This is a genomic window from Centipeda noxia ATCC 43541 (assembly GCF_000160555.1).
In the GTDB taxonomy this organism is placed as follows: domain Bacteria; phylum Bacillota; class Negativicutes; order Selenomonadales; family Selenomonadaceae; genus Centipeda; species Centipeda noxia.
In genome coordinates this window covers 113,890-140,199 of sequence record NZ_GG749280.1, presented here as the reverse complement: position 1 = coordinate 140,199, position 26,310 = coordinate 113,890, and the positions used below count along the sequence as shown (strand labels likewise).

Here is a 26,310-nt window from a genome sequence, read left to right as displayed (position 1 = left end):
ACGACACATTGACATTCGAGGAGGAGATTGCCTTGACAAAGGTTTTGGTGAACGGCGCCTGCGGGCGTATGGGACGTGCGGTGCTCAAAGCCGTGACAGACGATGCGGAGCTCACGCTTGTCGGCGCGGTCGATATCACCGGCGGCGCGGACAGCGGGGAACTTGCGGGCACGGCGAAGAACGGCGTTCTTGTGGAGACTGATCTGGCCACGGCGCTTGAACGCCTGCATCCCGATGTGATGATCGACTTTACGCGCCCCGACGTTGTCTATGCGAATGTGCTGACGGCGCTCGCACACAAGGTATCGCCGGTCGTCGGCACAACGGGACTCTCCGAGGAGCAAAAGACGGCGATCAAGGCGGCGGCGGAGGAGAATGATACGCCCGCGTTCATTGCACCGAATTTTGCAATCGGCGCCGTGCTCATGATGCTCATGAGCCGCATGGCGGCAAAGTATATGCCGGAAGTGGAGATCATCGAGCTCCATCATGACAATAAATTGGATGCGCCGTCAGGGACAGCAGTGCAGACGGCGGCGATGATCGCCGAGGTACGCCCTGCGCATCGACAGGGGCATCCCGACGAGGCGGAAAAGATTCCGGGTGCGCGCGGCGCAGAGTATGAGGGGATGCGCATCCACAGTGTCCGCCTGCCGGGCTATGTCGCGCATCAGGAGGTCATCTTCGGCGGCCTCGGACAGACCCTCTCGATCCGCCACGATTCACTGAACCGTGAGTCCTTTATGCCGGGTGTCGTACTCGCTGCGAAGAAGGTACGCTCTCTCACATCACTCACCGTTGGACTGGATAAACTGTTGTAAGGGGAATTGTTATGAAGAAATATCGCGTCGCTATCCTTGGCGCAACGGGCGCTGTCGGCCAGGAGTTCCTGAACCTGATCGAAGAGCGCAAGTTCCCGTTCGCAGAACTGCGCCTGCTCGCATCCAGCCGCTCAGCGGGAAAGAAGATCGCCTTTATGGGCAGGGAGTATACGGTGCAGGAGGCGACGGCGGACTCCTTTGAGGGGATCGACATCGCGCTCTTTGCGGGGGGCTCGGCAAGCAAGGAGTTCGCTCCTTATGCGGTGAAAGCGGGGGCTGTCGTCATCGACAATTCGAGTGCCTTCCGGATGGACCCCGCGGTGCCTCTCGTCGTGCCCGAGGTCAATCCTGAGGCGATCAGGCAGCATAAAGGCATCATCGCGAATCCAAACTGCTCGACCATTATCATGGTGATGGGGCTGAAGCCGCTCTATGATCTCGCGAAGATCCGCCGCATCGTTGTCTCCACCTATCAGGCGGTCTCCGGCGCGGGCAAGGAGGGGATGGCAGAGCTGGAGGAGCAGGTGGCCGCGCTCTCCTCGGGCAAAGAGCCTGCGGCGAACATCCTGCCTGTCGGCTCGCTGCCGAAGCACTATCAGATCGCGTTCAACCTCATCCCGCAGATCGATGTCTTTATGGATAACCTCTACACGAAAGAGGAGATGAAGATGATCGACGAGACAAAGAAGATCATAGGCGATGATGCGCTGCGCATCACCGCCACAACGGTGCGTGTGCCCGTCTACCGCAGTCATGCGGAGTCCGTCAACGTCGAGTTTGAGAGCGAGATCTCGCTCGATGCAGCGCGTCAGGCGCTCGCGGCGTTCCCCGGCGTTATCCTGCACGATAATCCGGCGGAGCAGGAATATCCAATGCCGCTTTTCACCTCCGGCCGGACAGACGTCGAGATCGGACGCCTGCGCCGCGACGAATCAACGGATCATGCGCTGAATTTTTGGATCTGCGGCGATCAGATCCGCAAGGGTGCAGCTCTCAATGCTCTCCAAATTGCGGAGTATATGATCGCGCACGAACTTATCTGAAACAACCCGGGGACCTGCTTTCGCGTGGAAAGCAGGTCTTTTTTTACGCTTTGATAAATTTTGTAAAAGTCCCTGCAGCCCTTGATATACAAGGGCTGCAGGGACTTTTATACATTGTATACATGAAAAAGAGAATATTTGTTTTCTTGAAAAGACACAGCGTTTTTGCTATAACTGTAGGAAAAGTGGTGAAATGTGGTGGAATGTGCCATATTGTGGTGATAAGATTCTGAAAGGTGGTGCGGCCGGATGTTTATGGGGGAATACGCCCACAGCATTGATGCAAAGGGCCGCGTCATTCTGCCTGCGGACTTCCGCCAGGAACTCGGCGTCTCGTTCATCATCACAAAAGGTCTTGACGGGAGCCTCTTTCTGTTCCCACAGGCGGCATGGGATGAGTTCGCGGCAAAGCTGCGCACACTGTCCATTGCCGATCCCAACGCACGCGCATTTGCACGCTTTTTCATCGCAGGCGCGCGGACGCTCGAATGTGATAAGCAGGGGCGCTTCCTCGTACCGGCGAATCTGCGTACCTATGCCAACATCGGTCTCAAGCAGGACGTCATCCTGACGGGTGCAGACGCACGCATCGAGGTTTGGGACAGGGAGAAGTGGGAGCGCTATGCCGGCGAGGTGGATCCAAACATCACGGAGATCTCGACGCAGCTGGCGGGCTATGGCATCTCGATTTAGGAGCGGGATGCGATGGACTTTCATCATGTGAGCGTCCTGCCCGAGGAGACGCTGAATGCGCTCAACATCACGCCGAACGGCACCTATGTGGACTGTACGCTGGGCGGCGCGGGGCATGCGGGGCGCATCGCGGCGAGGCTGTCGCCCGAGGGACGCCTGATCGGCATCGATCAGGATGAGGCCGCGATTGCTGCAGCGCAGGAACGTCTTGCAGATGCGGCGTGTCAGGTCACATTGGTGCGTGATAACTTCCGAAATCTGTCGGCGATTCTCGCGGGAGCAGGCGTAGACAGCACGGATGGGGTTCTCTTCGACCTCGGCATCTCCTCCCCGCAGATTGATACAGCGGAGCGCGGATTCTCCTATATGCAGGATGCGCCGCTTGACATGCGCATGGATCGGCGTGCGGGGCGCAGTGCCCGGAGTGTTGTCAACGAATACACGGCAGCCGAACTGATGGAGATCTTTTACAACTACGGCGAAGAACGGTGGGCCAAACGCATTGCCGCATTCATCGAAGAGGAGCGCAAGGCCCATCCGATCGAGACGACGGGACAGCTCGTTGCGGTGATCGATCGCGCCGTTCCGAAGAAGACACGCGCAAAAGGAGGACATCCGGCGAAACGCGTCTTTCAAGCGATCCGCATTGAGGTAAACGAAGAGCTGACCATTTTGGAGGGTGCGCTGACTGCAGCCGTACGAGCGCTCCGGCCGGGAGGCAGATTGGCGGTCATTACATTCCATTCGCTCGAAGACCGCATCGTCAAAAAGACGCTCAAGCGGTTTGCACAGGGGTGCATCTGCCCGCCGCATACACCGGTCTGCGTCTGCGGACATACTCCGGAACTGCGGCTGATTGGAAAGCCGCAAATGGCAAGCGCCGTGGAATGCGCGGAAAATCCGAGAGCAAAGAGTGCAAAACTGCGTACAGCAGAGAAATTATAGGAAATCAAAAGCAAGGGGGTGGGGCACATGCTGGCACGTAAGGAGGACGCATATCTCTATGATATTCCTGTCCCTGCAGAAGCTGCGCCGGCAGTACAGGCAGAGGTGCCGCGGGAGCCTCTGCTGCGCCATCAACTGAATACCAATCTTCGAAACTGCCTGCGTGCCGTCTTCTTCCTCGTCGCATGCGGTGCAATGGCGGTGACCCTGCTCGGCGGCATCGGCGCAAAGAGCGGCTATACGCTGCTCGAGACACAGCAGAAGGCGGAGCAGCTTGAACAGGAGAACGAACGGCTCAAGATCGAGATCGCACAGCTGAAGTCGCCGTCGCGGATTGAGTCAATTGCGGTACAGGAACTGCATATGCAGGTGCCGCAGAATATATACTTTTCGCATGAAGGGGAATGAGGGCCTATGATGAAGCGATTGGAAGAACTCGCTGACCTTGTGCCCGGCGCACGGATTGCGGGAGACAAATGTACGGAGATCACCTCCATTGAGCGCGACTCGCGCAGAGCAGCGGAGGGGGCGCTCTTCGTCTGCATCAACGGCGTTCATGTGGACGCACACAGCTTTATACCAAATGCGGCGCGGGCAGGAGCCCGCGCTGTTTTGACGGAGAGAGACAAGGTGGCGGTGCCGCCCGGCATCTCCGTTCTGCACGTGCCGGATCTTCAAGAGGCGCTGGATCTCATCGTGCCGTATTTTTACGATTATCCCGCGCGTGCGATGCGTGTGATCGGCATCACGGGGACCAACGGCAAGACGACGACAAGCTATCTTGTGCGCGCCATGCTCCGTCATGCGGGCAGGCGGGTCGGCCTGATTGGAACGATTCAGATCATGATGGAGGATGATGTCTTCTCTACGGCGAACACGACACCCGATGTCATCGTCATGCAGCAGCTGCTTGCAGAGATGCGCACGCGCGGCATGGATGCGGTCGTGATGGAGGTCTCTTCGCATGCGCTCGATCAGGGGCGCGTAGCAGGGATCGAGTTTGATACGGCAGTGTTTACAAATCTGACGCAGGATCATCTCGACTATCATAAGACGATGGAGAACTATGCACGTGCGAAAGCGCGCCTCTTTGACCTCGTGTCCGAGCAGGGCGTGAAGGAGGGCAAGACGGCAATCCTCAACGCGGACGATGCGGCGGCCAAGATGATGCGTGCACATACGCACTGTCCTCTGATTACCTACGGTGTGGATATGCCGGCGGCTCTCACGGCACGGAAGATCCGTCTGGGACAGGATGGCATGGAGCTGACCATCGCATATGCGGGGGCCGAGCTGCCTGCTGTGCAGACCGGCATCACCGGCCTGTTCAACGTATACAATGTGCTTGCGGCAGCAGGCGCTGCACTCGCTGAACAAGTGACAGCGTCGGATATTACGGCGGCACTTGCGGCGTTCAGCGGGGTGCCGGGGCGGTTCGAGCTCGTGCGCGCAGGTCAGGATTTTTCCGTTATCGTCGATTACGCGCATACGCCGGACGGCATGGAAAATGTGCTGCGTACCGCACGCGCCGTGACAACAGGGCGGATTATCACCGTCTTTGGCTGCGGCGGCGATCGAGATCGGACGAAGCGGCCCATTATGGGCCGGATTGCAGCAGAGCTCGGCGATGTCATCGTGCTCACGTCAGATAATCCCCGCACAGAGGATCCGGCGGCGATCCTGGATGAGGTCGAGGCGGGCGTTTTGCCGGCGATCGGGGGAAAGCCCTACGAGAAGCTTGTCGATCGGCGCACAGCGATCTTTCATGCCGTACAGACGGCACGTGCGGGCGATACCGTGGTCATCCTCGGCAAGGGGCATGAGACCTATCAGATTCTGAAGGACGGAACGATTCATTTTGATGATCGGGAAACGGCGGCAGAGGCGATAAGGAGCAGGCAATGACGGGCATGACATGGGATGAGGTGCAGGCTGCTGTCGGCGCTGCAGCGCATAACGGGAAACTTGCCGGGAATACGGTATTCCCGCATATCACGACGGATACGCGCAAAATTTCTTCGGGCGATCTCTTCGTCGCATTGCGCGGAGAGAAGTTTGACGGCGCGGATTTTGCAGCGGAAGCGCTCGAGCGGGGGGCGGCGGCAGTCATTGTCGGCACGCCGCTGAGCACATCTGCCGAGAAGGCGCTGAAGAAAGCAAAAGGCACCGTTCTCAAAGCGGACGACGGACTGCGGGCATATCAAGCAATCGCGCATGCATGGCGCATGAAGTTTGACATCCCCGTGATTGCGATTACGGGGTCCAACGGCAAGACCACGACGAAGGAACTCACAGCCGCTGTTCTCTCGGGGCGGGGGAAGGTCTGCCGCACAGCGGAAAATTACAATAACGAGGTCGGCCTGCCGCTGACGCTGCTCGGCATTGTGCCGGAGGACTTCGCCGCTGTTGTGGAGATCGGCATGCGCGGATTGGGGCAGATCGCGGCGCTTGCCCCCGTTGCTGCGCCGACGATCGGCATTGTGACGAATGTATGCGAGGTGCATATGGAGCTGCTCGGCTCCATCGAGAACATTGCAAAGGCAAAGGCCGAACTCGTGGAGGCGATCCCTTCGGGCGGGACGGTGATCCTCAATGCAGATGACAGCCGTGTCGCTGCAATGCGTTCGTTTGCAGCGGACGGCGTGCGTATCCTAACGTACGCGATCGATGCGGATGCAGATGTGCGCGCCGAAGCACTGCAGTGTGCGGCGGATGGTTCACGCTTCATGGTGACGTATGCGAATGAACGGCATGAATATGCCGTGTCCCTGCCCGGCCGGCATAATGTCAGCAACACCCTCGCTGCGCTTGCAGCCGGATTTGCTCTCGGCCTCACGCCGCAGGAGATGCAGGCGGGACTGCGGAACATCGAGGGAACAAAGATGCGCTACGAAACGGAGTCAGTCGGCGCATGGATGTTCATCAACGATGCCTATAACGCAAGTCCTTCCTCCATGCACGCAGCGCTCGAAACGACGGCTGCGCTTTATCCGGGACGCAAAATCGCGGTGCTCGGCGATATGTTGGAGCTTGGCGCCGCGGCCGAAGAGGCGCACCGCATGATCGGACGCCGCGCGGCGGAGCTGGGCTTTGCGGCAGTCGTGACCTACGGACCGCAGGCCCGCTGGATCCATGAGGCAGCAGAGGAGACGGGCTGCGCCGCATGCTTTCATGCCGAGACGCATGAGGAGGCAGCTCAGCTGCTGCGCAAAATTCTCTCGGACGGCGATACGGTTCTATTTAAGGGCTCGCGCGGCATGCGGATGGAGCAGGTAATCGCCCTGCTGACAGGTGAGAAGGCGGGGCACTGATGGATTATATATTGGATTCTATCACACCGCAGCTGCGCATCCTGCTGACGGTCGTGACATCGCTGGCGATTGTGCTTTTCAGCGGCGTGTATTTCCTTCCGTTTCTGCATCGCCTGAAATACGGACAGAGCATCCGTGCCGAGGGCCCCGCGAGTCACCAGCAAAAGAGCGGCACGCCGACGATGGGCGGCGTGATGATTGTGCTTGCCGTGACGGCGGCGACGCTTCTCTTTGCTCCGCTGACGGTGACGACGCTGCTCGCACTCTTCATCTTCCTCGGGCATTTTCTGCTCGGCTTTGCAGACGACTACATCAAGGTGGTCAAAAAGCGCAATCTCGGACTGCGCGCCTATCAGAAGCTGCTCGGTCAGCTCGTCATTGCGCTCGTCACTATTCTGATCGGAAGCGTCGTGCTCGGGCACGATACAAGCGTATGGGTTCCGCTGATGGGCAAGGCGGTCGATATCGGTGCGCTCTACTACGTCCTCGTTGTATGTGTGCTCGTGGGCACCTCGAATGCGGTCAACCTGACGGACGGTCTCGACGGACTCGCCTCTGGGACCGTAACCGCAGCGGCGCTTTTCTATGCGGCGCTCATGTATGGCATGGACAGCGGGCTGATGGTTTTTTCTGCTGCAATAATTGGTGCATGCATTGGATTTTTATGGTATAATCATCACCCAGCACGCATCTTCATGGGAGATACGGGATCGCTTGCTCTCGGCGGCGCGCTCGCGGGCGTCGCACTCCTCTCGCATACGGAACTCCTGCTGCCGATCGTTGGATTCGTCTTCTTCTGCGAAGCGCTGTCCGTGATCCTGCAGGTGATTTCCTTTCAGACGCGGGGAAAGCGCATCTTTCGCATGAGCCCGATTCATCATCACTTCGAACTCGGGGGCTGGAGCGAGACGCGCGTCGTCTATACATTCTGGGCGATCGGTGCGGCGGCGGCGGTCATCGCGTGGATCATTGTGCTGGCATCGTGATATGGCTTTTCATAAGGGGGACACAGGGAATTGTCCTATGACAATCAGTCTGCGCTCGTCATCGGAGCGGGCATCAGCGGGTTTGCGGCGGCGCGGTATCTCGCGGCAGCGGGGGCGCGCGTGGCGCTCTCGGACGCAAAGGATGAGGCAGATGCGGAAAAAGATGCATTGACGCAGAAGCATATTGAGGATTTGAGGACGCAGGGGATCTCCTGCGTCTTTGGCGCACAAAGGGAACAACTGCTGGACGGGATCGATCTGATTGTGCTCTCGCCCGCGGTGCCGGAGCGCATCCCGCTCGTTCGCGCCGCGCGGGCACGCGGCATTCGCGTAACGACAGAGGTGGAGCTGGCAGGGGAGATTGCGCGCGCGCCGATCTACGCGATTACGGGAACGAACGGAAAGACCACAACCACTACCCTCCTTGGGGAACTTTTGCGTGCGCATTTTTCGGCTGTCGGCGTCGGCGGCAATATTGGCGTGCCGCTCATCGATGTGGCGCAGGAGATCCCTGCGGACGGTGCGATCGCGGCTGAGATCTCGAGCTATCAGATGGAGGCGACGACGCATTTTCATCCGGCTGTTGCTGCGGAGCTGAATGTGACGCCGGACCACATTGTGCGGCACGGCTCGATGGAAGTCTATCAGGCGATGAAGGAGAAACTCTTTGCCGCGCAGACGCATGAAGACTTTCTCGTACTGAATTATGATGATCCGCATACGCGCGGCATGGCGGAGCGCGCAGCAGGACATGTGTGCTTCTTCAGCAGGCGCACGGAGCTGAGCGAGGGGGCAACCGTGCGGGCAGACGGCATGATTGTCATGCGTTGGGACGGTGCGGAGCATGTCCTTATCCCTGTCCGAGAACTTGGCATCCCCGGCGGGCACAATGTTGAGAATGCGCTTGCGGCATCGGCAATGGCGCTGCTCGCCGGCGTTACACCGGCGGAGGCGCGCCCCGTTCTGCGCTCCTTCAAAGGAGTGGAGCACCGCATTGAGTTCGTGCGCACACTGGACGGGGTCAATTATTACAATGACTCCAAGGCGACGAATACGGACTCGGCGATCAAGGCTCTCGAGGCGTTTGACGGGCATATTGTTCTCATTGCGGGCGGCGATGATAAGCTGACCGATCTCACGGAGTTCATGGAGCTTGTTCATGCGCGTGTCGACGAGCTGATTCTGATCGGCGATGCAGCAGCGCGTTTTGCCGCAGCAGCAGAAGGTGCAGGCCTCTCCAAGCAGCATATCCGCCGCGCGGGCTACAATATGGCGGCGGCAGTGCAGGCGGCGCATGATCTGGCGGCAAAAGGGCAGACAGTACTGCTTTCGCCTGCCTGTGCCAGCTTTGACATGTACAGCGGCTACGAGGAGCGCGGACGGGATTTCAAGAGGATCGTGAACGAGTTATGAATATCATCGTATCCGGCGGTGGAACGGGCGGACACATCTACCCGGCGCTCACGATTATCCGCGCGATTCAGCAGAACGAGCCCTCTGCCCGTATCCTTTACGTCGGTACGCCGCATGGGCTGGAGGCAGACATTGTACCGCGCGAGGGCATTGACTTCATCGCGGTGGACCTGGCAGGCTTTGAGCGAAAATTTTCGCTTGAGAATATTCTGCGCGCGGGTCGTGCTCTATGCGCCCTTGCGAGTGCAAGCGGTATCGTGCGCCGTTTTCGACCCGACGTTGCCATCGGGACAGGCGGCTATGCTGCGGGACCGATTCTCCTCGCAGCGAGCCTTGCGGGCGTGCCGACACTCGTGCAGGAGCAGAATGTATATGCGGGCGTGACCAACCGCATTCTCGCGAGGTTTGCAACGGCGATTGCCGTCGGCATGGAGGATGCCCGCGCCGTATTCCCGCAGAATAAAACCTATGTGACGGGCAACCCGATCCGTCCCGAAGTGCTCACGGCATCGCGCGGGGAGGGAGCAAAGGCGTTTGGGTTCGACCCTCTGAAAAAGACTGTGCTCGTCTCCGGCGGCAGCCGCGGTGCCCGCTCGATCAACCGTGCAATGGTGGAGGTTATCGCCCGCGCGGCAGAGCAGACGGACGTACAGTATCTCCATGTGACCGGAGCAGAGGAGCATGGTGATACGCTGGCACGCATCCGCAATGCAGGGGTGCGGCTCGAGGAACATCCGAACATCCGTGTCCTGCCGTATCTTTACAATATGCCGCAGGCGATGGCAATGGCGGATGTTGCGGTATTTCGCGCCGGGGCGACGGGGCTTGCGGAGCTCGCGGCACGGGGGGTGCCTGCGATCCTCATTCCCTACCCGTATGCGGCGGAGAACCATCAGGAAAAGAATGCCCGCGCGATGGAGGCTGCAGGGGCGGCAGAGGTCATTCTCAATCGTGACCTCGACGGCGCCGTACTCACGGAGGCCCTCCGGACGCTGCTCTCGGATGATGTGCGCCGCGCGGGGATGGCGGCGGCGATGAAGCGCCTCGGAAAGCCGAAGGCAGCCGAGGAAATCGCAGCACTTGCGCTGCGAATATCTAAAGGAGAAGGGTGAAGATATTGCTCAAAGATTTAAAGGGGATCCACGCGATCCATTTTATCGGCATCGGCGGCGCAGGGATGAGTCCGCTGGCGAAGATTCTTCTCCTGCTCGGTTATCAAGTATCCGGCTCTGATCAAGGCACGTCGCCCATCATCGAGGAACTCATTCGCCTCGGCGCACGCATCTGGACGGACGGACAGCATGCCGAGAATGTGCGCGGCGCGGATGCCATCGTCGTCTCCACGGCGATTCCCTACGATAATGTAGAGGTGATCGCGGCATGGGATCTGCGCATTCCCAAGCTTCACCGCTCGGATATCAATGCGGCGCTCGTCAATGCATATGACGGCATTGCGGTCGCCGGGTCGCACGGCAAGACCACGACCACTTCCATGATCGGCGTGACACTGGACTGTGCCGGTGTTTCCCCGACGATCATCGTCGGCGGCGAGGTACCGGATCTGGGCACGAATGCGAAGCTCGGAACGGGGCGTTATCTCGTCTCCGAGGCGGATGAAAGCGACGGCTCCTTCCTGAAGCTGCGCCCGCACATCGCTGTCGTAACAAACGTCGAAGATGATCATATGGATCACTACGGCACGATGGAGAAGATCATCGAGGCATTCCGTACGTTCGTTGATCAGACGGATGCGGACGGCACGGCAGTCCTCTGTTTTGAAAATGAAATCCTGCGCCAAATCGCGTGCGAGACACCGTGCCGCGTCGTTTCCTATGCCATTGATGCGGAGGCGGACTATCGCGCGGCGGATATGGAGACGCACGGCTCTGTGATCTCCTTTACGGCCTTTGAGCGCGGCGCGGAGATGGGGCGCGTTTTACTCAACATTCCGGGGAGGCACAACGTGCTCAATGCGCTTGCCTGCATTGCTGTGGCGCGTCTTGCTGGTGTGGAGTTCCCTGAGATTCGGCGTGCGCTCGCACAGTTTCATGGGGCAAAGCGCCGTTTCCAGACGAAGGGCAAGGAGCGCGGCGTTTGGGTGGTGGATGACTATGCGCATCACCCGACGGAGATTGCCGCAACACTCGCTGCGGCACGCCAAACGAACCCTGGGCGGCTCATCTGTGTGTTTCAGCCGCATCGCTATTCGCGCACGCAGCTGCTGCGCGAAGAGTTCGGTACATGCTTTGCCGCAGCGGATCTGCTCCTCCTGACGGACGTCTATGCAGCGGGCGAGGCACCGATCCCCGGCGTCAGCGGGGAGACGCTGATGAAGGAGGTCGCAAAGCAGACGGGGCAGGATGCGGTCTATCTGCCGGCGCGCGGCGATCTCGAACATTATCTCGCCCAACATGTGCGCGCGGGTGATCTTGTTATCACGATGGGCGCGGGCAATATCCTCGAGGTAGGGGAGGATCTTGTCAAGCGGCTCAAAGAGGGGACGGCGGGATCGGCAGAGGCACCGATTGTCGTCGTCATGGGCGGCCCTTCTACTGAGGCGGAAGTATCGCGCCGCTCGGGCAAGGCAATCCTGCAGGCGCTTCTTTCGAAGGGCTATCCTGCGGCCGGACTCGAACTGATGCCCAAGACCTTTGCGGAGGAGATTCAAAAACTTCGCCCCGCGATCGTATTTAATGCACTGCATGGGAAATACGGCGAGGACGGAGTTCTCCAAGGAACGCTCGACATGCTCGGCGTCCCCTATACCGGCTCCGGTGTTCGCGCTGCTGCGCTCACGATGGACAAAGGGACGGCAAAGCGGATTTTTCGCGCGGAAGGCATTGCAACGCCGCGCTTTCGCCTGATTGATGCGGGCAAGTGCGGCGAGCATACGGCGGAAGACATCCGGCGCGAGTTCGGTTTGCCGGTTGTCGTAAAGGCACCGGAGCAGGGATCAAGCATCGGCGTTCATATCGTCACGCGTGCGGAAGAGCTGAATGCCGCACTGGACGATGTGTTTACCTATGGCAGAGAAGCTCTTGTGGAGGAGTTCATCCGCGGGCGGGAGCTCACCGTTGTCGTCTGGGGAATGCCCGCGGCGGCAGAGGCTCTGCCGGTCATTGAGATCACGACGGCATCGGGGCGCTATGATTACGAGAGTAAGTATACGCCGGGCGCATCGACGCATATTGTCCCGGCGGCGCTTTCCAAAGAATGTACAGAGGCGGTGCAGGCGATCGCTGTCCGTGCATTCACAGCGTGCGGGTGCAGCGGCGCAGCGCGCGTCGACATCATGCTGAGCGAAGAGGAGCAGCCCTATGTCATCGAAGTCAACGCCGTACCCGGCATGACAGAGACATCCCTTGTGCCGGATGCAGCACGCGCCGTTGGGATGGAGTTCCCTGAGCTCTGCGAGAAAATCCTCACGATGGCGGGGTATTACCGATGAAATCGCGCCGTGTTCTCAAAGGGGCGTTCTATCTCCTTTGCGCCAGCGGCATTCTTGCGGCGCTTATCTATTCGCCTCTCTTTACGTTTCAGCAGCTGGTCGTTCGCGGGAGCGTCAATCTGGACGAGACTGAACTCTGTGAGATCGCGCGCATTCACTACGGGCAGCGTCTCTTTGAGCTCAAGACTGATGAGATGACGACAAATTTGCTCCGCGATCTGCGCATCGAATCTGCTGTCGTGCGCCGGCAGCTGCCCAACAAGATCGAAATGGAGATTGTCGAGCGCATGCCGGTTGCGACTGTTGCCTGCGACTACGGATATCTGGATTTTGACCGGCAGGGAAAGGTCATCGCCAGTTACCGCACGCTCAAGGGGGCGGACATTCCCATCATCACCGGGATCAAGCTGCGCGACCTCTACATCGGAGACGATAATTCCGATCCGCAGGTAGCATCGGTCATCAGCTTTCTCAGCAGGATCGACCCAGCGGACATTGGGCAGATCTCAGAGGTCAACATCACCGTGCCGAATGCCGTCGTTGCCTATACCAAGAACGCGCTCCCGATACGTCTCGGACGTTTGGAGGGCATTCCGGACAAGGCAGGACTCACACAGGATTTTTTACAGGATCAGAAAACAACGCGCCATACGATCGAGTACGTGGACTTCAGCTACGATGCGCCGTTCATCAAACTCGCGGATAAAACGACAGAGGGGAAATAAATGAAACAGTTCTGGCAGGGCGGGTGGCTCATTGCACTCGTCTGCATATTGATCGGATTTATGATTGCCGTGCAGTTCCGCACGGCCCAAGATGGGAAGGGAAGTCTCTCCCAGCAGCGCATCGAGGAGATCTCGGATCGGCTGCTCCAGACGGAACATGAACGCGACGAATTGGGGGACGAGCTGCGCAAGATGCAGGCGGCGGCAGCGGATCAGTCGAGTACAGAGGATCAGAAGATGCTGCGGTATCGTGCGGCACTCGTCCCTCTCCGGGGAGAGGGCGTCATCGTACGCATGGACGACAGTGCGAGACCCGCGAAATCCGGAGAGAACCCGAATCTTTACGTCATCCACGATGACGACCTCCTGCGCGTCATCAACGAGCTGCGCGCGGCGGGCGCAGAGGCGATCTCCGTCAACGGGCAGCGCCTCACCGGCGTCTCTGAGATCCGCTGTGCGGGACCCACGCTCTCGGTCAATAATGTCCGCTCGTCTGCACCGTTTGAGATCCGCGCCATCGGAGAAAAAAAGTCACTCGAAAATTCTCTGCGTATGCGCGGGGGCGTTGTCGAGACGCTGGGCGTCTGGGGCATCCAGCTCGATATTACGGCCAGTGACGATGTGTACATCCCTCCCTATGGCGGGAGCATTCGCCAGACCTATGCGCACGAGACGCAGGAACGTGAGGAGGAGAGCAAATGATCTACATCGTATTGATCAGTCTTGTGATCGGGCTCTTCATCGGCTACAACAGCCCCATCGTCATTCCGCTTGCCTATTCGAAACTCTTCTCCGTTGCCCTTGTTGCTGCTCTTGACGCCGCGTTCGGCGGACTGCGCGCAGCGACTTCAGAGCGCTTTGACAAGCACGTCTTTGTCACGGGATTTTTCTCAAACACCTTGCTTGCAGCCGCACTCGTCTTTATCGGCGACCGCCTCGGCATCGACCTCTATTACGTTGCGCTGCTTGCCTTCGGTTTCCGTATCTTTAAAAATCTTGCTATCCTGCGCCGCTATCTGCTCAAAGACTATCGGGGCAGAACGCGCTGAACGGGAAAAGAAGTTAAAAATTTTCTTGCGCTATGGTAATATATCGAGTTTCATGGTAAAATAAGCGAGGAAATTGTTGTCTGTCAACGGACTGAGATGATAAAGATACGATATGGAGGCTGAGGCTGTGTTCGAAATGGATGATAACTTTGAAGAACTCGCAAAGATCATCGTTGTCGGTGTAGGCGGCGGCGGCGGAAACGCAGTCAACAATATGATCGACTCCGGCTTGCAGGGAGTTGAATTTGTTGCAATCAATACGGATGCGCAGGCGTTGCTGCAGTCGAAGGCAGCTCTTCGCATTCAGATTGGTGAAAAGCGCACGCGCGGACTCGGTGCCGGGGCCCGTCCCGAGATCGGGGAAGCGGCGGCGACCGAGAGCCGCGAGAAGATTGTCGAGGCGCTGCGCGGTGCGGACATGGTATTCATAACGGCCGGCATGGGCGGCGGTACGGGAACGGGCGCTGCTCCCGTCGTGGCAGAGTGTGCACGCGAGCTCGGCGCACTCACGGTTGCCGTTGTTACGCGTCCCTTCTCCTACGAGGGAATGACCCGCGCGCGCAATGCGGATACGGGCATCGATAATCTGCAGCAGCATGTCGATACCATCATCACCATCCCCAATGACCGCCTGATGAAGATCATTGACAAGAGTACGCCGGTTACCGAGGCGTTCAGCAAGGTGGACAATGTGCTCTGGCAGGGGGTCAAGGGGATCACCGATCTCATCACAAACCAGGGCGTCGTCAATCTCGACTTTGCCGATGTGCATACGACGATGGCGAACGGCGGCGCGGCGATCATGGGCATCGGCGAAGCGCGCGGCGAGGGGGCATCCGTTGCCGCGGCAAAGGCGGCCATCGAGTCCCCGCTGCTCGAGACAAGCATCGAGGGAGCCAGCTCGGTGATTTTGAACTTCACCGGTTCAAAGAACCTCAGCATGTTCGAGGTCAACGAGGCATCCGAGTGGCTGAACAGCATGATTACGAATGCGTCGAGCGGGCGTCAGGCAAATATCATCTGGGGCATCGGCGTGGATGAGACACTCGAGGACTGTGTGCGCGTTACTGTTGTGGCAACGGGCTTTGGCGGCCTCACGGATGGAGGAAAGGCAGACGCGGGGACGGGGCTCTCGGAGGACTGGACGATCCCGGTACCGGGTCTTGGCGGAACGCAGCCGGCAGCAAAATCATCGGCAGCGCCGTCGCCGCAGCCGGCGCCGCCTCCGCAGGCACAGGCACGTCCCGCTGCCGCTATTGTTCCGCCGCATACGGGAAATAACCGCCGCATGAATGTCGTTGAGCCGAATACAGGCTCCGGCGGCACAGATGTCATCGATATTCCCGCATGGATGCGTCAGCGCTGAGTTGAAAAATCTTGCGGGACATATATAGCTGCCAATATAAGCACAGAGAGCGTGGGAATGACTTCCTGCGCTTTTTTGCTGTATGCGGGCTTCCTATTGATCTAAATCATTCTTGCCGCAGGGAGGACTGACGATGCAGAAGCCGGAACGGTGCAAAAGGATCTTGGAACTGCTCCTAAAGAATGCAGACGGCATGACCGGAATGGAGCTTGCGCGGCACCTGAATGTCTCCTCCCGGACAATACGCTCCGATATCAAAATGCTGCAGGAACTGCTTGCGGACAAAAAGGGAAGGCTGCTGGCAGTGCCCAACCGCGGCTATAAACTTTTGCCGGAGGATGATGCAGAGGATCTTCTGCACCTCTTAGAGAGCAAGGGCGGGGCCGTCGGCCTGGCGAGTGCGGAAGAGCAGCAGAACTATATCATCAGCCGTTTTTTGGAGTGCAGCCTGAAGGATATGTCGGTCACGCAGATGACGCTTGCCGACGAGATGTATGTCGGCCTGTCGACGATCAAGAACTATCTGCATACGACGCGGGAACGTTTCGCCGAGTATGCCGTCAAGATCGTGCAGCATAAGAGCGAAGGCCTGCGTATTGATGCGGAGGAGTGCGATCTGCGCAGCTTTATCGTCGACTATCTGCATGAGGTTCGGGACGAGGGAGTGCAGGGGCTGCTCTTTGACAAGATCAGCTGCGATGCAATGGATAAAATTCTCTCGCAGACCGCAAGCGTCCGCAATCTCCAGCTGACGGATACGGCGCGCCGCGATCTCGCCGTGCAGACGGCGCTTGCCATTCATCGGTCTGCTGCCGGGCAGACGGTCGAATGCCGCGCCAGCATGGCGCAGAAGCTGGAGGAAACCTTTGAGTACAGCGCGGCAAAGGAAGTCGCCAACGAGATTTTTCGCTATACCGGCATCGATATCCCATACAGCGAGGTGTTCTACATCACCCGGTGTCTCCTGACGGGCAAGAAGCTGCTGGATATCGGGAGCACCGTCAACGATGCCCATGTGAAAGAGCTCGTTGAACGAGTGCTCATTGCCGTAGATGAGAAGTTCGGTCTTGACTTTACAGCGGACGAATATCTCAAGGACGGGCTCATGCTCCACCTGCGTATCGCGATTGCCCGCGTGCACTTCCGCGTAAATATCCGCAATGAGCTGCTCGGCTCGGTCAAGCAAGACTATCCGCTTGCCTTTCAGATTGCCGTCTATGCGGCAAAGATGGTGCGCGAGATTGACCATATCGAGTTTAACGAGAACGAGATCGGCTACATTGCGCTGCATTTCGGCGCCTCGATGAGCCGAAACAGCATGGCGGAGGATGAACACCCGAAGAATGTCTATGTCATCTGCTCGGCGGGACTCGGCGTCTCTGTCCTCATGAAGGCAAAGCTCAAAGAGCATTTTCGCGGGAGCATTCAAGTCATCAGTGTTCTTCCGGCCTATAAGCTGACCACGGAGATGATGGAGGAGGCAGACTATATCGTCTCTACGGTTCCGCTTGAGATGTCCTCGCCGAAGATTATCCGCGTAAACCATATGCTGCGCCCAGACGATATCGAAAAGATTCGGCGCATCATGTTCCAAAAACAGGCCAGCCTCGATGCAGAAACGGTTCGCCGGTTCTTCCATCAGGATAGCTTCTATGTGAACAAGTCATTCCGTACGCGTGAGGAATGTCTGGAGTTCCTCACGGATGAAGCGATTTTGAACGGCTGGATGGATGCGGAGGGGAAGAACTCCGTCTTTGAGCGTGAACGGATGTCTTCGACAGCAATCGGCGACTATGCCGCCATTCCGCATGCGCTTTCGACGGGATGTACCTCTTCCAACATCTCCGTGCTCGTTTTGAAAGAGTCTGTGCAATGGGAGGACTTCCCCGTGCGCGTCGTATTTCTCCTCAACATTGAGCAGGCGAAGGCGCCCCTCTGGGAGAAGCTGTTTCTCAAACTCTATGAGTTTATCAAGGAACATCGCGGTCTGGATTCTTTGCTCAAACATAAATCCTATGAAAAATTTCTCCAAGAATTTACGGCGATCTTATGACCGCAGTTTTTCTATGCCTCTTCGAGACTTCCGCATATGTAATTGCGGAAGCGAAAAGTGGAAAAGACCTTTCATATTTCCTCTTTTCAGGAATGTTTCAGGAAACAGATATGTCTATGAGGGGCGTTGGCTTGTCGTTATAATGAAATTGTTTCAAGGTGTTCGGTGTGTGAAAGGGGGAACCATATGGACGTTGCGCTTACTGAAGAGCTTGTGCTCCTGGACGTGGAGGCCCGGGACAATCTCGATCTGCTGCGTCAGGCAGCACAGCGCCTGTATGAGCAGGGCTATGTGAAGGAGAGCTATGCGGACGCGGTCGTCGCGCGGGAGAAGGTCTTTGCAACAGGCCTGCCGACAGTGATGGGAGGCGTTGCGATTCCGCATACGGATGTGGAACATGTGAATGCGCCTGCCGTCTGCATCGCGCGTCTCAAGGAACCGGTGGATTTCGTCGTCATGGGGGACGATACGGAGACGATTCCCGTAGACTGCATCTTTATGCTGGCGATGAAGGAGGCGCACGCGCAGCTGACGCTGCTGCAGAACCTCATGGGAATCCTGCAGGACGCGGATGCACTGAAGACCGTGAAAAGCAGCGAATCGGCAGAGGAGATCTGCGCGTTTGTCAGAGAACGCCTGTCGAAGTCGGAGGATGGATGATTTCTGTTACAGAAAGAGAGTGAGCATCATGGCGAATGAAAAGAAGGTTGTACTGGTCGCATGCGGAACAGGCATTGCTACGTCGACAGTGGTCAACACTGCATTGGAGAATCTGGCGAAGGAGAACGGACTCCAGGTGGAGATCATCCAGTGCAAGATGATGGAGGTACCGGGCTATGCAGACCGCGCTGATCTTCTCATCACGACGACGGTTGTGGACAAAGACCAGTACAAGTTCCCAGTTATCAACGGCCGCCCCTTCCTTACGGGAATGGGCCTGGATAAGGTGAAGGCGGAGATCCTTGCCGAGCTGCAAAAGTAAATTGTCGTTTTTGACTTTTAGAAAGGGGAGATTTTCGTGGAGACTTTAACTCCGTTAGTTCAGGCATTCCTGTCGCTCGGACCGACCGTCATTCTGCCGGTATTTATTTTTTTCATCGGTCTGGGCTTTGGCCTTGGCCCTGCAAAATCGTTCCGCTCAGGTCTTACCATCGGCGTCGGCTTCGTCGGCATTGGTCTTGTCGTTGCGCTGCTCGTCGATAATCTCGGCCCTGCCGCACAGGCGATGGTCGTGCGCTTCGGCATTAATCTCACGATCATCGATATCGGCTGGCCAGGTTCGGCAAGTCTTGCATGGGCTTCCCCGATTGCGGCGATCATACTGCCGATCGGCCTGCTCGTCAACTTCATCATGCTGGTCACAAAGACGACCAAGACGATGGACGTTGATATCTGGAACTACTGGCATTTTACATTCTGCGGTGCGTGCGTATACGCAATCAACGGCAGTATCCCGCTGGCGATTGCGGCGGCGGTGCTCTTTGAGATCGCCATGCTGAAGCTCGCGGACTGGACGGCACCCTATATGGAGAAATACTACGATCTGCCGGGTGTCTCCGTTCCGACGGGCTCGACCATGGCGAATTCTCTCATCGGTATCCCGCTCGTCTGGATCATTCAAAAGATTCCCGTCATCAAGGATCTCAAGGCAGACCCTGAGACCATTCAAAAACGTTTCGGCATCTTCGGCGAGCCGATCTTCATGGGGCTGATCCTCGGCTGTATCCTTGGTGCACTCGCGGGCTATGATGTGGGCAAGACGATTCAGATCGGCATGGCGATGGCGGGCGTTATGGTGCTGATGCCGCGCATGGTGAAGCTGCTCATGGAGGGCCTGATTCCAATCTCCGAGGCAGCGCGCGACTTCCTTCAGAAGCGCTTCGGAGAGGACTCCGAGCACTCCAAACTCTACATCGGTCTCGACGCCGCTGTGACAACCGGACATCCTGCCGTCATTGCCACTGCGCTCATTCTCGTTCCGCTGACGCTGCTGCTTGCCGTCATCCTTCCCGGGAACAATATGCTCCCCTTCGGCGACCTGGCAACGATCCCGTTCTTCGTTGCGATGATCGTTGCGGCAGCGCGCGGCAATATCATCCACTCCGTGCTCAGCGGACTGGTCGTCATCGCAGTCTGTCTTCTCATCGGAACGGCGCTCGCAGAGTTCCAGACCTCGATGGGCGTCACGGCGAACTTTAAGATGCCGGAGGGCGCTGCGCTCATTTCCAGCATCGACCAGGCCGGCAATATCGTCAACTTCGTTATCTTCAAGGTACTTGCACTGTTCACTTGAGCAGAGATTGCCGCGGGGCAGGGAGCAGATTCGTGAGAGCTGGTCTCCCTGCCTTTTATGGAAATCGCCGATAAAATGAAAGTATCAGCAATTTCTGCACGGGGGATAGGAGGAAATCATCATGAAGGCATTGGTCAAGGTCTCGAAGGGGGCGGGCAACTGGCATGTCATTGATAAGCCGGAGCCTGTCGTCGGAGAGAGACAGGTCAAGATCCGCGTGGAGTATATCGGCATCTGCGGCAGCGATCTCCATACGTTCGAGGGGCATTATAATGCGGATGCTGAGGGACTGACGATCGGGCATGAGTTCGCGGGCGTGGTCGCGGAAGTCGGCGCAGGGGTTACGAATATCAAGGTCGGCGACCGTGTCACCTCCGAGACTACCTTTAAGATCTGCGGGCACTGCCGCTACTGCAGGCGCGGAGAGTATAATCTCTGCTCCAGCCGCAAGGGACTCGGCACACAGCAGGACGGAGCAATGGCGCAGTATGTGCTCGCACGCGCAAAGAGCGTTCATATCCTGCCGGAGAATGTGACGACGCGTCAGGCGTCCATCACGGAGGCAGCAGCATGCGCCTACCACAGTGTCAACAAGGCAAAATTTGAGAAAGGCGCCGTCGTTCTGGTCCTCGGTCCCGGCCCCATCGGGCTGCTCGTGGCACAGGTAGTCATGGCGTACGGCGGACGTGTTGTGATGACAGGACTGACACAGGATGTGGGGCGCCTGACGATCGCCAAGGAGAAATTTGGCGTCGAGCACATCGCGGATGTGCAGAAGGATGATGTCAAAGCGCTGGTTGAAAGCCTCACGGAGGGCTACGGTGCGGATGTCTGCTATGACTGCACGGGGGCGGTTCCCTCCATGCATCTCGGCATGGATCTCCTGAAAAAGGGAGGGCAGTACGTACAGGTTGGCCTCTTTGCGAAGGACGAAGTGACGGTCAATTTCTCCAAGATCATCCAGAAGGAATTGACCGTTGTCGGAAGCCGCAGTCAAAATACGCACGACTGGGAGCCGACGTTGAAGCTCATGAGTGAGCGCAAGATCGACGCGGACAAGATGATCACGCATGAGGTCGGCATTGACGAGTGGGACAGAGCATATCATCTCCTCAAGAACGGGGAGGCAACCAAGATCGTTATGCATCCAATCGGGTAGATATATACGCAGCAAAAAGCCGAAGGTGAAGTTTCACCTTCGGCTTTTTGCTGTCTATGATTCATTCCTCGAGATCGGGGCGCAGATGTGCTGCTGCACGCAGATAGACGTGATGGATATCCGCCTGCGCTGCGTCGGTGTTGACGAGAAGGAGAACACGAATGCAGCGGGGGAGGCTGTTCTCGATGGCGCATTGGCGCGCATCAAAAAGGGGAACGAGATCAAAGCCGTTGATGCGGCGGACGCCGGCGGTCGGGAATGCCGCCGTCAGATCCTCGGTGACGCTGAAGATTGCAGCGCCGATATCGGCGGCAGTAATGGCGTTTGTGCGGAGGAGTTCGGTGATGAGCTCCTGTGCTGCCAGCCAGATTTCCTCTTTTTCGTTGCGCCCGACGGTGATGGCGCCGCGTATGCCGCGCATAGCTACACCCCCTTATGAATATCCCAGATGAGTCTGAGACTGAGAATAAATGCGATGAGATAACCGAGCAGACCGATGATGGGAATGCCGCCGAGCTGCGGCTGCATATCCGTCGTGCAGAGCGTACTCGAGGCGATGAGGAGCGCTGCGCAGAGAAGGGCAATGATGAGCTTGTTGATCATCTTGTCAAGACGCTGCACGGGTTCCTCCGAACCGGTGAGATCGATGTTCAGCTTTGCCTGTCCGCTCATGGTCATCTTGAGAAGGTCTGCAAGCTGCTCGGGGATCTGCACGGATTTGCGCAGGAGCATAATGCCTTCCTGACGGACCTTTGCGAGGCCCTCACGCCAGTTCATACCGTGGACGAGGCCGAGGGAGAGGCTGTGGGCAAAGATCTCAAGGAAGCTGACTTCGGGCGCGCAGCGCCGCATGACGATCTCCACGGTCATGACGCCGCGTGCGAACATGGCAAGCCCGCTCGGACATCCGATGCGATGCATCCGCAGAATACTGAGAATTTGGTTTGTCAGCACGCCCATATGCAGGTCGCTGAAATCAAGCGAGCCGTACTGTTCCATCATGACGTCGATATCCTGATAGAGCTGGGCGTGGTTGATGCGTCCCTTGACGATGCCGAGCGCGAGCACGGCAGATTTCATCTCAAAGGTATCGTGTGTTGCAAGCGCCATGATCGCGCGGCGCAGCGCCGTGCGGTCGCGGTTGCTGAGCCGCCCCATCATTCCGAGGTCCAGCCATACGATCGTGCCGTTTCGGATGCGGATGTTTCCGGGGTGTGGATCGCCGTGAAAGAAGCCGTCCTCAATGATCTGCTTGGCGTAGTTTTCGCCGAGGCGGCGCCCGATCTGAGTGACGTTGATGCCTGCGGCATGCAGCGCATCGGTCTGATCAAGCGGGATGCCGTCAATGTACTCCATGACGAGGATGTGCTGGGTCGAGAGATCGCGCATGACGCGCGGGCAGGAGATGAAGGGATGATCGCGGTTCAGATGGGAGAACTCCTCGATGTGGCTCGCCTCAATGAGGAAGTCCATCTCCTGCTTTGCAATGTTCCACATTTCATCCATCAGCGAGCGGAAATCGACGACATCGTCGCGGCTGACAAGTCGGATGATGGTTGCGGCACGCTTCATGAGCGTAAGGTCCATGCGCATGATCTCGTGGATGCCGGGGCGCTGCACCTTGATGACGACCTCTTCTCCCGTAGTCAGCACCGCCCTGTGTGCCTGGGCGATACTTGCCGAGCCAAGCGGCGTACTGTCGATCTCGCGAAAGACCCGATTCCAATCGCGCTTATACTCTTGTTCGACAATGGAGAGAATGACTGGGAAGGCGAGGGGGCTCGCGCCGGTCTGCAGCTTCATCAGCTCGTCGCAGTACTCCGTCGGCAGAAAGTCGGGGCGCATGCTCATGATTTGTCCGAACTTAACAAAAGTCGGACCAAGATCCTCAAAGATGGCCCGCAGCTTTGCCGGCGTCAGTCCGTGTACGATGTCGTGGCGGCGCAGGACGGCAACCATTTCGCGCAGGCGCAGAGCGGCATTCTTATTCTCTGTGCCGTGCAGCAATGACTCCAGCATAGATGCGCACCTCCTGCCTGTTTTAATATGGGGTTATTCCGCAGCCTTATATTTCTCTGCAAGCTGCTGTTTGACCGTCTCGTTGCTGAGGTATTCGTCATACGTCGAGATGCGGTCGACAATGCCGATCGGTGTAATCTCGATGATGCGGTTCGCAATGGTCTGTGTGAACTCGTGGTCACGCGAGGCAAAGAGAATCGTGCCGGGGAACGACATGAGACCGTTGTTGAGCGCTGTGATGGACTCCAGGTCAAGGTGATCAGTCGGCTCGTCAAAGAGCAGGACATTCGCACCCGAGAGCATCATGCGCGAGAGCATGCAGCGGACGCGCTCACCGCCCGAGAGCACCTCGGCACGTTTTTGGCTCTCTTCTCCCGAGAAAAGCATGCGCCCGAGGAATCCGCGCACGAATGTCTCATCGGGATCCTTCGAATACTGACGCAGCCAATCGACGAGGTTGAGCTTCACATTGTCGAAATAAGCGCTGTTGTCCGAGGGCAGGTAGGTCTGTGTCGTCGTTACGCCCCACTTAAACGTGCCTGCGTCTGCTTCCTCTTCGCCCATGAGAATCTTGAACAACATCGTCTTCGCTGCCCCGTTCGGACCGACAAAGGCCACCTTATCCCCTTTTTTGAGGGTAAAGCTGATGTTCTTAAAGAGCTGCCGCCCGTCGATCTCTTTGGAGAGCCCTTCGACCGTCAGCAGCTGATCGCCTGCCTCGCGGTCAGGGGTGAACGCGATGTATGGATAGCGGCGGGTGGACGGTTTGATATCATCGAGCGTGATGCGCTCGAGGAGTTTCTTGCGCGAGGTGGCCTGCCGAGATTTTGCCGCATTTGCCGCAAAGCGCTGGATGAAGGTCTGCAGCTCCTTGATCTTCTCCTCTTTCTTCTTGTTCGCATCTTTTGCCATCTGCAGGGCAAGCTGGCTGGACTGGTACCAGAAGTCGTAGTTGCCGGCGTAGAGCGAGATCTTGCCGAAGTCTACGTCGCAGATATAGGTGCAGACCTGGTTGAGGAAGTGACGATCATGCGAGACAACGATGACCGTGTTCGGAAAGTCTGCGAGAAAGTTCTCGAGCCAGTTGATCGAGGAGACGTCAAGATGGTTCGTCGGCTCATCGAGGAGCAGGATGTCAGGCGAGCCGAAGAGTGCCTGTGCGAGCAGGACACGCACTTTCTCAGAGGGCGAGATCTCATTCATCTTGAGGTGGTGCTTCGCGTCCGGCACACCGAGACCGTTGAGCAGCTGTGCCGCCTCTGTCTCGGCGTTCCAGCCGTCGAGCTCGGCGAACTCTGCCTCGAGCTCGGAGGCGCGCATTCCGTCCTCATCGGAGAAATCCGGCTTTTCATAGAGCGCGTCCTTCTCATCCATGATCTCAACGAGGCGCGCATGCCCCATCATAACCGTACGCAGCACCTCGACCTCGTCGAAGGCATAGTGATCCTGCTGGAGGACAGCGAGACGTTCACCCGGCGTAATGTCTACAATGCCGCCTGTCGGTTCAATATCACCGGAAAGGAGTTTGAGAAAGGTGGACTTCCCCGCGCCGTTCGCGCCGATGATGCCGTAGCAGTTGCCGGGGGTGAACTTCAGATTGACATCCTTATAGAGGACGCGTTTGCCGAATTGCAGACTCAGATTGTTGACGGTGATCATCTTTCCGTTCTCCTTCTCTATTTACGCAGGATTGCGCGGAACATCGACAGGATGCTCTGTCCGTATGAGTCGCCGGGAACTGCCCAGCGGCCGTTGAGATCCTGCCAGTTTCCGAGGGTAATGGTGCCGTAGACATTGCGTACGAGATTATATCTGGGGTCAACGACGGGGCGTACGGGTCTGCGCGTTGAGGCATAGGCGAGCAGATGTTGGATATGAGCGCGCACACCGATTTGCGAGGTGGCGAAGTAGGCCCCCTTGATCTCCGTGCTCGTTGTGCCGAGCCCGCAGTAGTTGTTCTGATCGGGCGTTACCGTTCCGCCGTAGCGAAAGAAGCCGGTTTCCTTCAGCGCCTGTGCAAATGCCACGTCGGGACGGATGCCCTCGCGCGCACCCTCCTCATAGTAGTAGGCGACGAGTTCACGCGGTGAAACGGAGATCGCCGGATGCGGGTTCACACTGAGCAGATAGCTCACGCATTGTTCCTGACTCGCAAGGGGGGTGCCGATGATGGCCGTGTCATACTCAGAGAGCGTCTTTGGAACGCTGAAGGGAGAATCGTCCTCCCGCACAGGTGCATTGATCTCGTTCGCATTTTTCATGAGTGCATCGATCCGCGCACGGAAATCATTGCTTTTAGGGGCGTTTGTCGTGCGCTCCGTACGAATCTTCGTCGCTTTATCCGGATCATGCACGCGGCGCGCCTCGCCGGATGCCGACGTCAGAATAAAGACAGCCAGAGCTGCGGCAAGAGCGCCGCGCAGAACAATAACCTTTTGCAAGAGATGAACCTCCCAGATTTGTGTTTATGTTGTCCATTTCAGCAGGGCAAGCACAGTGAGCAGCATTGCCAGTTCCCATGTGCCGCGTGCAATGCGGCAACGTTCGCCGCATACCGCCGTGAGAAGCATCCAGGTGAGAAGCGCAGCTGTGAGCCCTGTCTTGATATCGTATGCTGCGAGCAGAAAGGCCGCAATGACCGCACTCTCGCGCAATGTGAGCGGCTCATGCAGACTGCTTAGAACTGCAAGCGCGCGCAGGAGCAGCATCAGACCGAGAACAGCGAGCGCAACGGCAGGTGCCGCGGGGAACTCTGAGACTGCCTGCAGAAGCGGAGCGCAGGGCAGCAGCAGGAAGAGAAACAGAGAGAATATCCAGGCCGTCGGAGGAATGCCGCAGAGATACGGCGCTCCTTCACGTGCGGGAAGAACAGCGGAGATGGGGGCAATGCTCAGCGGCAAGGATCCGATCAGCGCACCAAAACCACTGACGGCAAAGAGCCGTGAGAGTGTTCCCTGCTCTGTGCGGAGATCTTCTGCATCCGTAC

The 26,310-nt window shown here is 57.9% G+C and carries 24 protein-coding genes and 1 pseudogene; 20 read left to right on the top strand and 5 right to left on the bottom strand.

Annotated features, from left to right (window positions below; genetic code table 11):
- Positions 1–32: 32 nt before the first annotated feature.
- The 20 genes from dapB to HMPREF7545_RS04440 all read left to right on the top strand — a co-directional run bounded on the left by dapB (position 33) and on the right by HMPREF7545_RS04440 (position 21,305).
- Entirely contained in the window at positions 33–821 is a 789-nt protein-coding gene (gene dapB, locus HMPREF7545_RS04535; protein ID WP_040571217.1) for a 4-hydroxy-tetrahydrodipicolinate reductase, read from the top strand.
- Between the two features lie 11 nt (positions 822–832).
- Positions 833–1,864, top strand: coding sequence for an aspartate-semialdehyde dehydrogenase (locus HMPREF7545_RS04530; protein ID WP_006694506.1), 1,032 nt, complete (start codon positions 833–835; stop codon positions 1,862–1,864).
- A 249-nt stretch (positions 1,865–2,113) separates the two neighbouring features.
- A complete protein-coding gene (gene mraZ, locus HMPREF7545_RS04525) occupies positions 2,114–2,557 on the top strand; it encodes a division/cell wall cluster transcriptional repressor MraZ (RefSeq protein WP_006694505.1) in 444 nt (147 codons plus the stop codon).
- 12 nt (positions 2,558–2,569) lie between these two features.
- Entirely contained in the window at positions 2,570–3,502 is a 933-nt protein-coding gene (gene rsmH / locus HMPREF7545_RS04520) for a 16S rRNA (cytosine(1402)-N(4))-methyltransferase RsmH (protein ID WP_006694504.1), read from the top strand.
- 27 nt (positions 3,503–3,529) lie between these two features.
- Positions 3,530–3,910 (top strand): cell division protein FtsL, encoded by a 381-nt coding sequence (locus HMPREF7545_RS04515; protein ID WP_006694503.1) that lies wholly within the window; start codon positions 3,530–3,532, stop codon positions 3,908–3,910.
- Between the two features lie 6 nt (positions 3,911–3,916).
- Entirely contained in the window at positions 3,917–5,407 is a 1,491-nt protein-coding gene (locus HMPREF7545_RS04510; RefSeq protein ID WP_006694502.1) for a UDP-N-acetylmuramoyl-L-alanyl-D-glutamate--2,6-diaminopimelate ligase, read from the top strand.
- On the top strand, positions 5,404–6,813 hold the full coding sequence (locus HMPREF7545_RS04505; protein WP_006694501.1) for a UDP-N-acetylmuramoyl-tripeptide--D-alanyl-D-alanine ligase: 1,410 nt from the start codon (positions 5,404–5,406) through the stop codon (positions 6,811–6,813). Before HMPREF7545_RS04510 ends, HMPREF7545_RS04505 begins: the two co-directional genes overlap by 4 nt.
- Positions 6,813–7,799: a phospho-N-acetylmuramoyl-pentapeptide-transferase gene (gene mraY, locus HMPREF7545_RS04500; RefSeq protein WP_006694500.1), complete on the top strand. Its 987-nt coding sequence runs from the start codon at positions 6,813–6,815 to the stop codon at positions 7,797–7,799. Before HMPREF7545_RS04505 ends, mraY begins: the two co-directional genes overlap by 1 nt.
- Positions 7,800–7,829: 30 nt before the next feature.
- Positions 7,830–9,212 (top strand): UDP-N-acetylmuramoyl-L-alanine--D-glutamate ligase, encoded by a 1,383-nt coding sequence (murD, locus tag HMPREF7545_RS04495; RefSeq protein WP_006694499.1) that lies wholly within the window; start codon positions 7,830–7,832, stop codon positions 9,210–9,212.
- Positions 9,209–10,324, top strand: a complete 1,116-nt coding sequence (murG, locus tag HMPREF7545_RS04490) for an undecaprenyldiphospho-muramoylpentapeptide beta-N-acetylglucosaminyltransferase (RefSeq protein ID WP_006694498.1) — start codon at positions 9,209–9,211, stop codon at positions 10,322–10,324. Before murD ends, murG begins: the two co-directional genes overlap by 4 nt.
- A 5-nt stretch (positions 10,325–10,329) precedes the next feature.
- Positions 10,330–12,660: a UDP-N-acetylmuramate--L-alanine ligase gene (murC, locus tag HMPREF7545_RS04485; RefSeq protein WP_040571265.1), complete on the top strand. Its 2,331-nt coding sequence runs from the start codon at positions 10,330–10,332 to the stop codon at positions 12,658–12,660.
- Positions 12,657–13,385, top strand: a complete 729-nt coding sequence (locus HMPREF7545_RS04480; protein ID WP_006694496.1) for a cell division protein FtsQ/DivIB — start codon at positions 12,657–12,659, stop codon at positions 13,383–13,385. Before murC ends, HMPREF7545_RS04480 begins: the two co-directional genes overlap by 4 nt.
- Positions 13,386–14,087 carry a DUF881 domain-containing protein gene (locus HMPREF7545_RS04475; RefSeq protein WP_006694495.1) on the top strand — a complete coding sequence of 234 codons (702 nt, stop codon included), beginning with the start codon at positions 13,386–13,388 and terminating at the stop codon, positions 14,085–14,087.
- Complete coding sequence (locus HMPREF7545_RS04470) at positions 14,084–14,434, top strand: small basic family protein (protein ID WP_006694494.1); 351 nt, start codon at positions 14,084–14,086, stop codon at positions 14,432–14,434. The genes HMPREF7545_RS04475 and HMPREF7545_RS04470 overlap by 4 nt, the downstream gene beginning before the upstream one ends.
- Before the next feature lie 112 nt (positions 14,435–14,546).
- A complete protein-coding gene (ftsZ, locus tag HMPREF7545_RS04465) occupies positions 14,547–15,800 on the top strand; it encodes a cell division protein FtsZ (RefSeq protein ID WP_006694493.1) in 1,254 nt (417 codons plus the stop codon).
- A 133-nt stretch (positions 15,801–15,933) separates the two neighbouring features.
- A complete protein-coding gene (locus HMPREF7545_RS04460; RefSeq protein WP_006694492.1) occupies positions 15,934–17,853 on the top strand; it encodes a BglG family transcription antiterminator in 1,920 nt (639 codons plus the stop codon).
- A gap of 186 nt (positions 17,854–18,039) precedes the next feature.
- Positions 18,040–18,513 carry a PTS sugar transporter subunit IIA gene (locus HMPREF7545_RS04455; RefSeq protein ID WP_006694491.1) on the top strand — a complete coding sequence of 158 codons (474 nt, stop codon included), beginning with the start codon at positions 18,040–18,042 and terminating at the stop codon, positions 18,511–18,513.
- A gap of 28 nt (positions 18,514–18,541) precedes the next feature.
- Entirely contained in the window at positions 18,542–18,835 is a 294-nt protein-coding gene (locus HMPREF7545_RS04450) for a PTS sugar transporter subunit IIB (RefSeq protein ID WP_006695709.1), read from the top strand.
- Positions 18,836–18,871: 36 nt separating this feature from the next.
- Positions 18,872–20,146 (top strand): PTS galactitol transporter subunit IIC, encoded by a 1,275-nt coding sequence (locus HMPREF7545_RS04445; RefSeq protein ID WP_006694489.1) that lies wholly within the window; start codon positions 18,872–18,874, stop codon positions 20,144–20,146.
- Between the two features lie 121 nt (positions 20,147–20,267).
- Positions 20,268–21,305 (top strand): zinc-binding dehydrogenase, encoded by a 1,038-nt coding sequence (locus tag HMPREF7545_RS04440; protein ID WP_006694488.1) that lies wholly within the window; start codon positions 20,268–20,270, stop codon positions 21,303–21,305.
- A gap of 61 nt (positions 21,306–21,366) precedes the next feature.
- On the opposite strand, the gene aroH is transcribed toward HMPREF7545_RS04440, so the two are convergent.
- The 5 genes and pseudogenes from aroH to HMPREF7545_RS10375 all read right to left on the bottom strand — a co-directional run.
- Positions 21,367–21,726, bottom strand: a complete 360-nt coding sequence (gene aroH, locus HMPREF7545_RS04435) for a chorismate mutase (protein ID WP_006694487.1) — start codon at positions 21,724–21,726, stop codon at positions 21,367–21,369.
- Between the two features lie 2 nt (positions 21,727–21,728).
- Positions 21,729–23,324, bottom strand: a complete 1,596-nt coding sequence (locus tag HMPREF7545_RS04430) for an ABC1 kinase family protein (protein WP_006694486.1) — start codon at positions 23,322–23,324, stop codon at positions 21,729–21,731.
- 33 nt (positions 23,325–23,357) lie between these two features.
- Entirely contained in the window at positions 23,358–24,983 is a 1,626-nt protein-coding gene (locus HMPREF7545_RS04425; RefSeq protein ID WP_006694485.1) for an ABC-F family ATP-binding cassette domain-containing protein, read from the bottom strand.
- A 17-nt stretch (positions 24,984–25,000) separates the two neighbouring features.
- Positions 25,001–25,765: a glucosaminidase domain-containing protein gene (locus HMPREF7545_RS04420; RefSeq protein ID WP_006694484.1), complete on the bottom strand. Its 765-nt coding sequence runs from the start codon at positions 25,763–25,765 to the stop codon at positions 25,001–25,003.
- A gap of 24 nt (positions 25,766–25,789) precedes the next feature.
- Positions 25,790–26,310 (bottom strand): annotated as a pseudogene (locus tag HMPREF7545_RS10375) (nitrate reductase); the annotation flags it as partial.